Below are 13,627 nucleotides of genomic sequence, written 5' to 3'. Positions count from 1 at the left end.
AGCAAAGACCCATTATGTGGCGGCATTACGTTGCTCATGCCGGACGGATAATCAGCGGTGGTGGCTCTGGAAGGGTGCCGCGAATATCCATGCGCAAATAACCCCGCGAGCAGGCGCAAACGTATGGAACCTGTGTCGGTGTAAGCTGAGGCGCTTGTAAACACGACAGAAAAAGGGCCGTTCGCGATGAGCGAAGACAACGCGATTCTCTACCAGGCCGACGAGGCCACCATGGCGCGCACCCGGATGCACGACTACATGGAATGGTTGCCGGCCAATGGTTATCCGGCGTTGCCTGACTACGATGCGTTGCATCGCTGGTCGACCGAAGACCTCGAGGCGTTCTGGTCGAGTATCTGGGACTACACCGGCGTCATTGCGCATACGCCGCCCGAGCGGATGCTGGCCTCCGACACCATGCCGGGCCGCTGGTGTCCCGGCGCGCGGCTGAATTTCGCGGAGAATCTGCTGCGTGAAGGCCTGTACGGCGACCCCGATCGTACGGCCGTAGTCGGGCTGAGTGAATCGCGCGATGACGTACGCTTGAGCTACGGCCAGCTGATCGATCAGGTCGGCGCGTTCGAGGCCTATCTGACCTCGGTGGGCGTGGTCGCCGGCGACCGTGTGGCCGGCGTTGTCGCGAACACGCATGAGCCGATCGTTGCCATGTTGGCCTGCGCCAGCCTGGGCGCGATCTGGTCTTCGGCCTCGCCGGATTTCGGCGTGGCCGGGATTGTCGATCGCTTCGCCCAGATCGAGCCGAAGGTGCTGGTCTCGGTCGATGGCTATCGCTACGGCGGAAAGGATTTCGCACGCATCGAACACGCCGAGGCGATTCGCCAGCAGATCCCGTCGATCGAGCGGGTCGTCCTGATCGGCAACGCCGGCGAAGCGCCCGATGTCGAGGGATATCCGTATTTCGTGACCTGGGAGAGCGCGCTCGCGAACGGCGCCGGGGCAGCGCCGTCGTTTACGCCGCTGCCGTTCGACCAGCCGGTTTATATCCTGTTTTCCTCGGGCACCACCGGCGTGCCCAAATGCATCGTGCACGGTGCCGGCGGCGCGCTGCTCCAGCACAGCAAGGAGCTGATGCTGCACGGGGATATTCATCGCGACGACGTGTTCTTCTACTTCACCACCTGCGGCTGGATGATGTGGAACTGGCTCGTGTCCGGCCTGGTGACCGGAACGACGCTGATCGTCTATGACGGCAACCCGGGTCATCCGGACATGAGCACGCTCTGGCGTGTGGCCGAACGCGAGGGCATCACCCATTTCGGCACCAGCGCCAAATGGCTTGCCGCCTGTCGCAATGCGGGAATCACGCCGGGCAAGGATTTCGATCTCGGCAAGCTGCGTACGCTGATGTCGACCGGTTCGCCGCTGCTGCCCGCGGATTTCGACTGGGTCTATGCCGAGGTCAAGGGCGATCTGCTGCTCGGCTCGATTTCGGGCGGCACCGATATCGTGTCTTCGTTTGTCGGTTGCTGTCCGCTGCTGCCGGTCCGACGTGGCGAAATCCAGTGCCGGCTACTGGGCGTGGCCGCCCAAGCGTTCAACGATGACGGCCAGCCGGTGATCGACGAATGTGGCGAACTGGTCTGCACTCGACCGTTGCCGTCGATGCCGGTCGGTTTCTGGAACGACGAGGACGGCAGTCGCTATCACGAAGCCTATTTCTCCAGCTTTGAAGGTGTCTGGGCGCACGGCGATTTCGTGATGTTCACGAAGCACGGCGGCGCGGTAATCTACGGGCGCAGCGATGCCACGCTCAATGTGGGCGGTATTCGTATCGGCACGGCCGAGATCTATCGCCAGGTCGAACCGATGGACGCAATCGCCGATACGCTGGTCGCGGCGCAGCCCTATGGCGACGACAGCCGGATCGTGATGTTGGTGGTGCTCAACGACGGCTATACCTGCGACGAAGCGCTGGCGGCCGATATCCGCAAGCGCCTGCGCGAGCAGGCCAGCCCGCGCCACGTGCCGGCGGTCATCGTGCCGGTCTCGGCGTTGCCCTATACGCGTAGCGGAAAGAAGGTTGAAATGGCGGTCGCACGGATGCTGCGCGGCATGCCGATCAACAACACCGAGGCGATCGCCAACCCCGAGTCGCTGGATGAGATCCGCGCAATCGAGGCGCTGGAGATTTCTGCGTCGCCCGCTTGAGGGATTGAGGGACACCGGGCAGGAAGCCGGGTCAAGAAAAAAGGGGCGATGCCGGAAAGCATCGCCCCTTTTATTTCAGCCCGTACAAAAGCCGCTCTCAGCCGGTAGCGCGCAGGCGGATCACATCGTTGAGCGCACAGAAGTCGATGATCGCCCGCATCTGGGCCGGCGCATTGATGAAGCTGAGCGTGGCCTGGTTGGCATGCGCGTCGCGCACCCATTCCAGCAGCAGCGCCACCCCGGCGCTGTCCACGCGCCCAACCCCGGATAGGTCGATCACGGTTTCCTCGCCTTGCTCGAACCAGTCCTCGGACTCGCGCAGGCGCCGCGGAACGGTGTCGGCGTCCAGTTCGCCGGATAGCCGGACCTGTTCCTGGTGGGGGCCGTTGGTGCTCATCTTTGGCTCGTTCATGACTGGTTACGGCAGGGCGCGCGCTAGCTGCCGTTGTTGTAACGGGATTCCATGCGCTCGATCAGCTTCTCGAGACCGCCATTGCGGATCTGCGAGTTGAACTGGCCGCGATAGTTGGTCACGAACGAGAGATTGCCGACGCTGCCGTCGTAGATCTTCCATTCGTCGTCGACGACATGCATCTGGAAGGTCACCGGCGTCTTCTGGCCATCGTCGGTGGTCACGATCGCACGGAAGGTGACATCTTCGGCGCCTTCCGCCGCACGCACCGGCTGGTATTCGATGTCCTGGCTGCCGTCGAAGCTGAGCAGGCCGTTGCCGTAGGTACGGATGAGCATGTTCTTGAAGGCAACCTGGAAGCGCTCACGCTGTTCCGGGCTTGCCGTGCGCCAAGCGCGACCCAGCACCAGCTGCGACATGTACGGCAGGTCCATGAGCGGCACGAGCTCGCTATTGATCAGGGCGTAGAGCTCTTGGGGATTCTTCCGCAGCTCGTCGCGGCGGCCATCCATTTCGCTGAGTACCGTCTGCACGGTCTCGCGGGCGAGCTGGTCAGGCGGCGTCGGCGCGGCGATCGCCAGCGTCGGGGCGAGCAGGGCAACGGCAAAGGTCTTAAGCAGGGTGCGCTTGATGCGTAACATCGAATGTCCTCGCGTGATGGGGTTCACTGGTCTGCAGTATCGAGCTGCAGCGATGAATTGATCCTGAACTACAGGTCGGCCGGTGCCGGCAGTCCGCCGCTACCCGAGCCACCGCCGGAATTGCCCCCCGAATCACCGCCAGGGCCGCCGCCGGCGCCCATGCTGGTCATGAACTGGCCGATGAGGTTTTCGAGCACGACCGCGCTCTGCGTGATGATGAATTCGTCGCCGTCCTGCATGTCCTTGAGCGAACCGCCGGGCCCGATGCCGACATACTGCTCGCCAAGCAGGCCGGACGTGAGTACCGCGGCGTCCGAATCCTTGGGCAGTTTGTACTGATCACTGACCCGCAGGCTGGCTTCGGCCCGGAAGGTTTCCTGGTTGAGCGTGATATCCGCGACGCGGCCGATGCGTACCCCGGCCATGTTCACCGGGGCGCCGACCTTGAGGCCGCCGATATTGTCGAATGCCGCGACCACCGTATAACCCTGCACATCGCTGGTATCGGCAAGATTGCTCACCCGCATCGTGAGGATGAAGATCGCTGCGATGCCGAGACAGACGAAGAATCCGACCAGCAGTTCTACCGCTCTTGATTGCATAAACTTCGATGACCTACGTCTAGTGACTGCCGAACAGCACGGCAGTCAGCATGAGATTGGCGCCCAGGATGGCGAGCGAGGCGATCACGACAGTATTGGTCGTCGCGCGCGACACGCCTTCGGACGTGGGCGGCGCGTGGTAGCCCTGATACACCGCGACCCAGGTGATGATCGCGCCGAACACGCCGCTCTTGAGGAAGATGTTGATGATGTCTTCGCCGAAATCGACGTTGGACTGAATGCCGGACCAGTAGGAGCCGGCATCCACGCCGAGCATGTCGACGCCGACGAAATAGCCGCCACCCGCACCAATCGCCATCACGCAGAAGATGGACGTCAGTAGCGGCAGGGCGATCACGCCGGCGAGAAAACGCGGCGCGACGATGCGCTTGACCGGGTCCACCGCCATCATCTCCATGCCGGAGAGCTGGTCGGTGGCCTTCATCAGGCCGATCTCGGCGGCGAGCGCGCTGCCGGCACGGCCGGCGAACAGCAGCCCGGTGACCACGGGGCCGAGTTCACGGACCACGACAAGTGCCACCGACGTACCCAACGCTTCTTCAGCGCCGAAGCCCACGAGCAGCCGATAGCCGGACAAAGCGAGCACCATGCCGACGAATACACCGGCTACGACCACGATCACCAGCGACAGCACGCCGACGGAATAGATCTGTTCGATGAGCAGGCGCGGCTTCAGGACGAGGCCCGGCAGGCTCATGATGATACGCAGCAGGAACATGGCGCCGCGGCCAAGGTCCGCCATCCAGCCGGTGGCGCTGTTGAAGCCGCGCTGCAGTGTGGTCATCGGCGGCTCCCGTTGAGCAGGTCGTCGGCATAGGGCGCGCCCTGGTAATGGAAGGGCACCGGGCCGTCGGCTTCGGCATGGATGAACTGCTGCACCCATTTGGAAGAGGAATCGCGAATCTGTTCCGGCGTGCCGTGGTCGATCACTTCGCCGTCCGAGATCACATACACGTAATCGGCAATGCCCAGCGTTTCCTTCACATCGTGCGATACGACGATGGAGGTCAGGCCGAGCACATCGTTCAGCCGGCGGATGAGCCGCAACAGTACGCCCATGGAAATCGGATCCTGGCCGGCGAAGGGCTCGTCGTACATGATCATTTCCGGATCGAGCGCGATTGCCCGCGCCAGCGCCACGCGCCGCGCCATGCCGCCCGACAGCTGTGCCGGGTAGAGCGCACGCGCGCCGCGCAGCCCCACGGCCTCGAGCTTCATCAGCACGATATCGCGGATCAGCGGCTCGGGCAGCTTGGTGTGCTCTCGCAACGGAAAGGCGACGTTATCGAATACCGATAGGTCGGTAAGCAGCGCGCCGGACTGGAACAGCATGCCCATGCGCTTGCGCTGCTCGAACAGGTCGTTCTGCGACAGCTTGGCGACATGTGCGCCGTCGAAATGCACCGTGCCCTTGCCGGGGCGCCACTGGCCGCTGATCAGGCGCAGCAGGGTGGTCTTGCCGGTGCCGCTGGGGCCCATGATCGCGGTGATTCTTCCACGCGCGATATCGAGATCCACAGCCTTGTAGATCACGCGTTCGCCGAGGGTGAAATGCACGCCGCGAACCTCGACGAGGTTGTCGGGCGCTTGCGGGCGCTGGTTCAAGGTTTCGGGATCCGGAGTCATTCAAGATTACGCACTTAACTTGCGCGCAAGCCTATCAGATGGGGGTGGCACTCATGTGGTGCATGGCATCGACCTTCAATGTACGACACAGATGCGTGCTCAGATCATCGGCGACCGTATCCAGCGAGCGCGGGCCGCCGAGATTGGCTACCTGGGTCATCGCCAGGCCGTGATAGCCGCAGGGATCAATACGCTGGAAGGGCTCCAGGTCCATGTCCACGTTCAGCGCCAGGCCGTGATAGCTGGTGCCGCGCCGTACACGCAGGCCGATGGAGCCGATCTTGGCTTCGTCTACATACACGCCCGGGGCGTCCGGTTTGGCATAGGCCTCGATGCCGTAACCGGCGAGGGTGCCGACCATGGCGTCCTCCAGCGCGCTTACGAGGCTGCGGATGCCGATGCCCAGCCGGCGCAGATCGACCATCACGTAGGCCATGATCTGGCCGGGCCCGTGATAGGTGATCTGGCCGCCGCGGTCGATCGGTACGACCGGAATGTCGCCGGGCGCGAGGATATGCTCGGCACGGCCGTTCTTGCCCTGGGTGAACACCGGTTCGTGGTTGAGCAGCCAGAATGCGTCCGGCGTGTCCGCATCGCGCGTGTCGGCGAAGTCCTGCATGGCCTGCCAGATGGGGCGATACGGTTGCGGCTGCCAGCCGAAACGGCGTATATCGATGGTGGGCCGCGGCATGCGCTACAGCGACATCAGGACGGTGCCGCTGTCGGTGAGATCGTTATAGATCGCATCGAGCTGGTCCTGGCTCTGGGCCATGATGTCGGCGGTCACGGCCGCGTATTTCCCGCCACTGCTGTTGCGCATGGACAGATCCGAGCGTTCCAGTTCCGGCACATGCGCCTTGATCAGCTTGTAGACCCGCTCCTGAAAATCATCTTCATCCTTGCCGAAAGCCTTGATTGGAAAGCGGCAGGGGAATTCGAGCAGGGTTTCGCGTTCATCACTCATCGGTCATAGCTTGCAACCGTTCCTGCATCTGCGTCCAGACCGGGCCGGGCTTGCCGTCGCCCACCGGCGCACCGTCCAGCCGCGTGACCGGAAAGATCTCGCGGATCGAGGAGGTGACCCAGATCTCGCTCGCGCCGCGCAGAGCGTCGAGCGTAAGCGTCTCGGGCTCGGCATGATCGACGCCGTCACGGGCGGCCAGATCGAGCACCACGCCGCGGGTGATGCCCGGCAGGATGGTGTCGCGTAGCGCCGGCGTGACCAGCTGACCATCGATCACCGCGAACACGTTCGACGACGTGCCCTCGAGCACGGCGCCGTCGCGCACCATGATGGCCTCGTTCGCGCCCTGGGCACGGGCGGCGTCAGCGGCCAGCACGTTGGCCAGCAGCGACGTCGACTTGATCGTGCAGTAGTGCCAGCGCGTGTCTTCCTGGGTGACAGCGGCGATGCCGTCGGTGAGCGCAGCCGGGTCGTGGGGCGGACGATCCTGGCAAAAGGCGACCACCGTGGGCGTGAGATCGTGCGTAATACGATGATCGCGTCGCTCGGGCACGCCGCGGGTGATCTGCAGGTAAACCGCGAGGTCGCCGCCGCCATTCGCCTCGACGAGTTCGGCGAGAATACGCCGCCAGCCGTCCATGTCGCAGGGGTGGGCGATGCCTAGCATGTCCAGGCTTCGGGCCAGCCTTTGCAGATGGGCGTCCAGGCCGAAGCCGCGGCCGTCGTAGTAAGGGATGACTTCGTAGACGCTGTCCGAGAACAGGAAGCCGCGATCGAGTACGGAAACCTTGGCGTCTTCGAGGGCGAGGAACTCGCCGTTGAGAAAGGCGGTGGACATAGGGCGCTCGCGGTCGTGGATTCCAGGGTCGGATCACGGGCCACGGCCGCTATCGGCCGTGGCCGCGCGCGATCATTCGAACATCATCATGACTTCGTCGGTGAGCTGGCGGAAAATGCCGCCGCGCTCGATATCCTTGCCGGCATAGAGCGGCACCTGCGCCAGCACTTCGCTGTCGTACTTGACCTCCAGCGTGCCCAGGCGCTCGCCTTTCTTGATCGGCGCGAGCAGCTGCGAGGGTAGCTCGGCGCTGGTCGTCAGCGTATCGCGCTGTCCGCGCGGGAAGGACACATCGACCGCGCCCTTGGCGACGACCGGCAGCATGGTGTCGTCACCCTTCCAGACACGGACTTCGGAGATTTCCTTGCCCTCGTCGAACAGGCGGCCAGTCTCGAAGAAACGGAAGCCGTAGTTCAGCAGGGCCTGAGTCTGCGACTTGCGCGCATTGTTCGACACGGTGCCGGTGACCACCGCGACGGTGCGCATGCCGTCGCGCTTCGCCGAGGCCGACAGGCAGTAACCGGCCGATTCGGTATGCCCGGTCTTGCCGCCGTCCACGCTTTCGTCGGACCAGAGCAGCGAGTTGCGGTTGTACTGCTCGATGCCGTTGTAGGTGAACTTCTTTTCGTTGAAGTACTGCGCGTACAGATCGGGGAAATCACGAATGACGGCCGACAGCAGGCGGGCAATGTCGTGGGCCGACATGTAGTGATTTTCATGCGGCCAGCCGCTGGCATCCACGAAATGGCTGTCTTCCAGGCCGATCTCGCGCCCGTACTGGTTCATGTAGTCGGCAAACGTGGATTCGGTGCCGGCGACATACTCGGCGAGCGCGACGGTCGCGTCGTTGCCCGAGGCCGTAACCATGCCGTGCAGCAGGTCGTCGACCGACACTTGCGTGCCGACCTCGATGAACATCTTCGAGCCGCCCATGCGCCAGGCTTTTTCGCTGATCGTGACCTTGTCGTCCGGCGAGATATTGCCCTTGGACAGCTCGTCGAAAACGATATAGGTCGTCATCAGCTTGGTGATGCTGGCGGGCTCGACCCGCTTTTCCGGATTCTTGGCGGCAAGAATCTGTCCGGAGTCGAAATCCATCAGGATATAGCTGCGCGCATCAAGACTCGGCGGCTCGGGAATTGGCAGCGGCTTCGCGAACGCGCTCGCACTAACCACGAGAAGGAATGCGATATAAAGCAGGCGTTTAGCGTGGATCATCGACTTCGGCTCTTTGACGGGACAAATTGATGGCGACCCCGGTTGCGCGGCAGTTTAGCGCTTCGGGCCCGTGTGGGCTAACGATCGACGTTGCGGGCGGAAAAACCCTGTTCGACGAGGATCTGGCGGTTGAGCGCACGGCTGCGTTCGTCGTCGAACGGGCCGAGCCTGACGCGATACAGGCCGGCGCTGCTCCTCGGTGGCACGACTGATACGCGTCCGAAACCGGCGTTGCCAAGTTTCTGTTTGAGACGCTGCGCGTTGTCGCGCTCGCCGAAGGCACCGCTTTGCAGATAATAGCCGTCCCCGCCGGCATTGGGCGTAGCCGTGCGGTTGGCAACCGGAATCGCGCGTCCGCGATTCGAATTCGTCTGCGCGCGCGTTGAAGGCGCAGGAGCGGCTGGGGCGGCTGTTGTCGTCTGTGTCCGTCGTGCCTGCTGCGGCGGGCGTGGGGTCGACGCGCGAGCGTTGGATTGTTGCTGGCGCTTCTCGGCACGGATCGTCGCCGGCGTGACGGTTTCGATACGTACCGGCACGCTGCCGTGGGCCACGACATCAAGGCGTCGCGCGGCGACATAAGACAGGTCGATGATCCGGCCGTCGTGGAACGGGCCGCGGTCGTTGACGCGCACAATGACCTGTTTGCCGTTGTCGAGATTCGTCACGCGCACATAGCTGGGCACCGGCAGCCGTTTGTGGGCGGCCGTCATCTTGAACATGTTGTACGGCTCGCCGCTCGATGTGCGGCGACCGTGGAACTGCTTGCCGTACCAGCTGGCGCGTCCGGTCTGGGTGAAGCCGGCTGCGCTGTCGAGCACGTAGTAGGTCTTGCCCAGCGCTTCGTAACTGTCCGGGTTGCCGTAGCGCGAGAACGGCTCATCGCGCGGCACGGCATCGGGTACGGCGTCGAGATCGATGTTCTCGTCGTCGGGCGGGCCGTCGTTCTGGTAGTAGCCGCCACCCTTGCTGGATTGCGGCGACGGCGCACTGCCACCGCTGCTGGCCGGCGAGCGAGGCTGGCTGGCGCAGCCCGCGATCAGCAGCGCGGCGCCGCCCAGCAGCACCGGCAGGCGCCAGCCAATCACGGCTTGTCCTCGCCGCTAGTCTGGCGTGCCAGGGCGATTTCCTGACCCAGTTGGTACACGGCCATCGCGTACAGCGGGCTGTGGTTGTAGGTGGTGATCACGAAGAAGTTGTTCAGGCCGAGCCAGTATTCCGTGCCGTGGGCGCCTTCGAACTGGAGCAGGCCGACATCGGCATCGGCCGGTGGCTCGTCGTCGACGCGCACGCCGAGTTTGCGCAGGGCGTCCCATCGGTAGGCGCCCTTGCGCTTGCTGCGCTCGATTTCGTCGAGGTTGTCGCTATCCCCGATCCACGCGGGCAGGGCGACGCGCGCATCGCGCTGCCAGCCGTGCTCGGCCAGGTAGTTGGCGACGGAGTGGATGATGTCGGCCGGCTCTTCCCACAGGTCGCGCTTGCCGTTGTCATTGCCGTCCACCGCATAGGCGCGGTAGCTCGACGGCATGAACTGCGGCAGGCCCATGGCGCCCGCATAGGAGCCGATCTCGCGATCGCAGGCGAGATCCTCTTCCACGCATAGTTCGATGAAGCCTTCGAGCTCGCGCATGAAATAGGCGGAACGTTCCGGATAATCGAACCCCAGCGTGGCCAGCGCATCGAGCACGCGGTCGCGGCCGATGAATGCGCCGTATTTGGTCTCGACACCCACAATAGCGGCGATGATATTGGCCGGCACGCCGTACTCGTCCTCGGCCTGTTCGAACAGCTCGCGGTGCTTTTCGATATAGGCCGCGCCTTTCTCGGCGCGCTCGGGCTGCAGGAAGATCGGGCGGTAATCCTTCCAGGTCAGCGTGCGCTCGGCTGGCTTGCGCATCGTGGCCACGATCTTGGGCTGGTATTTCGCGTCCTCGAGCAGGGCGCGCGCGGCTTCGATATCCACACCGTCGGATTTCTCGAGCCGTTCCAGCAGCGCTTTGCCTTCGGGGCGCTGAGCGTAGTTGCCGGTCGCTGCCGGGGCGATCAGGGGCGCGCAGGCCAGACCCAGCGCGAGCAGAAGAGTCGATCGTGTCATGTGGCGAGCAGTTTCCGGTGGGTATGGATAGACATGAGGATGCCGAAAGAGATCAGCAGGATCACCATGGAGGTGCCGCCATAGCTGATCAGCGGCAGCGGCACGCCGACCACGGGCAACAGCCCGGCGACCATGCCGATATTCACGAACACATAGATGAAAAAGGTCAGGCTCAGGCTGCCAGCCGTCAGGCGCTGGAAGGTGTCCTGGCTCTTCATTGCGATATACAGGCCGCGGCCGACGATGAAGCAGTACAGCCCGAGCAGCGCCATGACGCCGAACAGGCCGGTTTCCTCGGCGAATACGGCGAACACGAAATCGGTATCCGATTCCGGCAGGAAGTTCAGATGGGCCTGGCTGCCGTTGAGCCAGCCCTTGCCGAACAAGCCACCGGAGCCGATCGCGATCTTGGATTGGGAGATGTGATAGCCCGCCCCCGTCGGATCGCGCGCCGGGTTCAGGAACGTGAGCACGCGTTCCTGCTGGTACTCGTGCATGTTGAACCACAGCGCCGGAGCCGCGGCGGCCGCCGCGATTATCAGCAGCAGGATGATGCGCCAGCGCAGGCCGGCGAAGTACAGCGCGAAGCTGCCGGCGGCGGCGATCAGCAGTGCCGTGCCGAGGTCCGGCTGGTCGGCGACGAGCAGAACGGGTACCGCGATGAGCAGCGCGCCGACGCCGATATCGCGCAGGTTCGGCGGCAGGCTGCGATCACGGAAATAAGCTGCAACGGCCAACGGCGCGGCCAGCTTCATCAGTTCTGACGGCTGGAAGCGCACGACGCCGAGATCTAGCCAGCGCCGCGCGCCCATGGCGGTGTCGCCGAGCACGACCACGAGCACGAGCAGGAAGACGCCAAAGCCGAAGACCCAGGGCGCGGCCACCCGGAACCATTCCGGCGGTATCTGGGCAACGAGCAACATGCCCAACAGGCCGATGCCCAGCCGGATGCTCTGGTTGATTACGACCGTGCTGGACTGGCCGGAGGCGCTGTAGAGCACGAACAGGCCCAATGCGGCACAGCAGGCCAGGGCGACAAGCAGCTGCAGATCGATACGCCAGTAGACCAGCCATTCGGACAACGTGGACGGCGCGTTGGTGGCGTTCGTGCTCATCGGCCGCTCCCGGTTGAAGCCTGTAGTACAGGCGGCTGACTACGGAACGCGTCGATGACCTTGCGGGCGACGGGCCCGGCCACGCTGGAGCCGCCACCGCCGTGCTCGACAAGCACGGCCACTGCGATTTCCGGATTCTCGATCGGCGCAAAGGCAATAAACAGCGCGTGGTCGCGGAACTGGTGTTCGACATCCTCGATATCAGGCGCGGCCTGGTTCTGGGCCAGTTTCGTGACCTGGGCCGAGCCGGATTTACCGGCAATCGTGTAGTCGAGATTCTGGCCGACGTAGTGATAAGCCGTGCCGCGTGGGTTGCCGATGACCTCTTCCATGCCCTTGATCACCACATCCCAGTGTTGGGGGTCATTGAGCGCGATGGGGCGCAAGGCGGTCGGCTCGGTCTGACTGACGCCGCCGTTGACCGGATTCTTCCACGCGCGCAAGACATGCGGCTTGTAGCCGGCACCGCGCTGCGCGATCAGGCTGGTCATCTGTGCGAGCTGCAGCGGCGTGGTGGTCATGAAGCCCTGGCCGATAATCGTGTTGAGCGTCTCGCCGGGATACCACGGCTGGTTACGCGTGCCGTTCTTCCAGGCACGCGACGGCATGATGCCGGAGTTCTCGCGCGGCAGGTCCACGCCGGTACGAGCGCCTAGGCCAAACAGCTCGCCATAGCGATGGATGTTGTCGATGCCGAGTTTGAGCCCGAGCTTGTAGAAATACACGTCGCTGGAGCGGAAGATCGCTTCCAGCATATCGACCCAGCCGTGGCCGGAACGTTTCCAGTCGCGATAGCGGTGATTGCTGCCGGGCAGGGTGATGAAACCCGGGCACCACACCTGCTTTTCAGCCTCGATCTGGTCGGTTTCCAGCCCGGCCAGCGCCATCACCGGCTTTACCGTCGAACCGGGCGGATACTGGCCTTGCAGCGCGCGGTTGAACAGTGGCTTGTGCGGATCGGTAATCAGCTGCTTGTAGTTCACATGACTGATGCCGTCGACGAACAGATCCGGGTCGTAGCTGGGCTTGGAGACCAGCGCCAGCAGGCCGCCGGTGTTCGGATCGATGGCGACCACGGCGCCGTCCTGGTCGCCCAGCGCATCGAAGGCGGCCTTCTGCAGGCGGGCGTCGATGGTCAGGTAGAGGCTTTCGCCGGCGGTCGGGCGATTCATCTCCAGCTCGCGCAGGGCGCGTCCGCTGGCGTTCGTCTCGACCACGCGCGAGCCGGGGTCGCCGTGCAAACGGGACTCGTAGCTGTATTCCACTCCGGATTTACCGATGTGGTTCGAACCGCGGTAGCGCTTTTCGTCCACGCGGCCGAGATCCTGCACGGTAATGCCGCCGACATAGCCGACCAGGTGCGCGGCGACGCGGCCCAGCGGGTAGTGGCGCGTCAGGCCCGCCCGGATCTCGACGCCCGCGAAATCGCCGCGATTGACCTCGAAGCGCGCGACTTCGCGCTGGCTCAGGTTCAGCCGGATCGGCACGCCACGAAAACGTGGCGTCTTGGCCACCCGCTCGCGAAACCGGTCACGGTCGGCCTTGCGGATTTCGATGAGCTTGGCCAGCCGATCGAGCGTCGCGTCGAGATCATCGACCTGCTCGGGCACGATTTCGAGCCGGTAGGCGGGCAGGTTGTCGGCGAGGATCACACCGTTGCGGTCGTAGATCAGCCCGCGCACCGGTGGCATGACCTGTACCCGCATGCGGTTGTCCTGCGAGCGGGTCTCGTAATAGCCGTGGCGCAGCACCTGCAGGTAACTCACGCGGAACAGCAGAACACCCACGAGCACGGCGATGCCCGCGCCCGCCACAGCGGTACGCAGCAGGAACATGCGGCGTTCGGCCGCATGGTTCTTGATGGCGTTATCGGCGGCCATTGGATGTGTGTCGCTCCCGTCTTTCGGACATCTGCCCGCGCCGAGCTGC

At 64.0% G+C, this 13,627-nt stretch carries 13 protein-coding genes and 1 pseudogene; 1 reads left to right on the top strand and 13 read right to left on the bottom strand.

All coding sequences use genetic code 11. The features are described from left to right. The first annotated feature begins 186 nt into the window (after nt 1-186). Nucleotides 187-2,169, top strand: coding sequence for an acetoacetate--CoA ligase (locus SADO_RS09755; RefSeq protein ID WP_353111015.1), 1,983 nt, complete (start codon nt 187-189; stop codon nt 2,167-2,169). Between the two features lie 97 nt (nt 2,170-2,266). Here the strand turns inward: SADO_RS09755 and SADO_RS09750 are convergent, their stop codons facing one another. The 13 genes and pseudogenes from SADO_RS09750 to mrdA form a co-directional block, all read right to left on the bottom strand. Next, the gene (locus tag SADO_RS09750) at nt 2,267-2,566 is read right to left on the bottom strand and encodes an STAS domain-containing protein (RefSeq protein WP_353111014.1); all 300 of its coding nucleotides are present in this window, start codon (nt 2,564-2,566) and stop codon (nt 2,267-2,269) included. A gap of 38 nt (nt 2,567-2,604) precedes the next feature. Further along, a complete protein-coding gene (locus SADO_RS09745) occupies nt 2,605-3,222 on the bottom strand; it encodes an MlaC/ttg2D family ABC transporter substrate-binding protein (protein ID WP_353111013.1) in 618 nt (205 codons plus the stop codon). Nucleotides 3,223-3,374: 152 nt separating this feature from the next. Then, nucleotides 3,375-3,824, bottom strand: a pseudogene (gene mlaD / locus SADO_RS09740) (outer membrane lipid asymmetry maintenance protein MlaD); the annotation flags it as partial. 19 nt (nt 3,825-3,843) lie between these two features. Then, complete coding sequence (mlaE, locus tag SADO_RS09735; RefSeq protein WP_353111012.1) at nt 3,844-4,629, bottom strand: lipid asymmetry maintenance ABC transporter permease subunit MlaE; 786 nt, start codon at nt 4,627-4,629, stop codon at nt 3,844-3,846. Then, a complete protein-coding gene (locus SADO_RS09730) occupies nt 4,626-5,471 on the bottom strand; it encodes an ABC transporter ATP-binding protein (RefSeq protein ID WP_353111011.1) in 846 nt (281 codons plus the stop codon). Before SADO_RS09730 ends, mlaE begins: the two co-directional genes overlap by 4 nt. A 34-nt stretch (nt 5,472-5,505) precedes the next feature. Beyond that, complete coding sequence (lipB, locus tag SADO_RS09725) at nt 5,506-6,162, bottom strand: lipoyl(octanoyl) transferase LipB (RefSeq protein ID WP_353111010.1); 657 nt, start codon at nt 6,160-6,162, stop codon at nt 5,506-5,508. A gap of 3 nt (nt 6,163-6,165) precedes the next feature. After that, nucleotides 6,166-6,435, bottom strand: coding sequence for a YbeD family protein (locus SADO_RS09720; protein ID WP_353111009.1), 270 nt, complete (start codon nt 6,433-6,435; stop codon nt 6,166-6,168). After that, on the bottom strand, nt 6,428-7,273 hold the full coding sequence (locus tag SADO_RS09715; protein ID WP_353111008.1) for an aminotransferase class IV: 846 nt from the start codon (nt 7,271-7,273) through the stop codon (nt 6,428-6,430). Before SADO_RS09715 ends, SADO_RS09720 begins: the two co-directional genes overlap by 8 nt. 72 nt (nt 7,274-7,345) lie before the next feature. Then, entirely contained in the window at nt 7,346-8,491 is a 1,146-nt protein-coding gene (locus SADO_RS09710) for a D-alanyl-D-alanine carboxypeptidase family protein (protein WP_353111007.1), read from the bottom strand. 77 nt (nt 8,492-8,568) lie between these two features. Next, nucleotides 8,569-9,576, bottom strand: coding sequence for a septal ring lytic transglycosylase RlpA family protein (locus tag SADO_RS09705; protein WP_353111006.1), 1,008 nt, complete (start codon nt 9,574-9,576; stop codon nt 8,569-8,571). Next, nucleotides 9,573-10,583: a lytic murein transglycosylase B gene (mltB, locus tag SADO_RS09700; RefSeq protein WP_353111005.1), complete on the bottom strand. Its 1,011-nt coding sequence runs from the start codon at nt 10,581-10,583 to the stop codon at nt 9,573-9,575. Before mltB ends, SADO_RS09705 begins: the two co-directional genes overlap by 4 nt. After that, complete coding sequence (rodA, locus tag SADO_RS09695; protein ID WP_353111004.1) at nt 10,580-11,698, bottom strand: rod shape-determining protein RodA; 1,119 nt, start codon at nt 11,696-11,698, stop codon at nt 10,580-10,582. The genes mltB and rodA overlap by 4 nt, the downstream gene beginning before the upstream one ends. Further along, complete coding sequence (gene mrdA / locus SADO_RS09690; protein WP_353111003.1) at nt 11,695-13,578, bottom strand: penicillin-binding protein 2; 1,884 nt, start codon at nt 13,576-13,578, stop codon at nt 11,695-11,697. Before mrdA ends, rodA begins: the two co-directional genes overlap by 4 nt. Between the last annotated feature and the right edge of the window lie 49 nt (nt 13,579-13,627).

This window comes from Salinisphaera dokdonensis CL-ES53 (assembly GCF_040361215.1).
GTDB lineage: Bacteria > Pseudomonadota > Gammaproteobacteria > Nevskiales > Salinisphaeraceae > Salinisphaera > Salinisphaera dokdonensis.
Note: the sequence above shows the minus strand (reverse complement) of the source record. Positions and strands in the feature narration are given on the sequence as shown.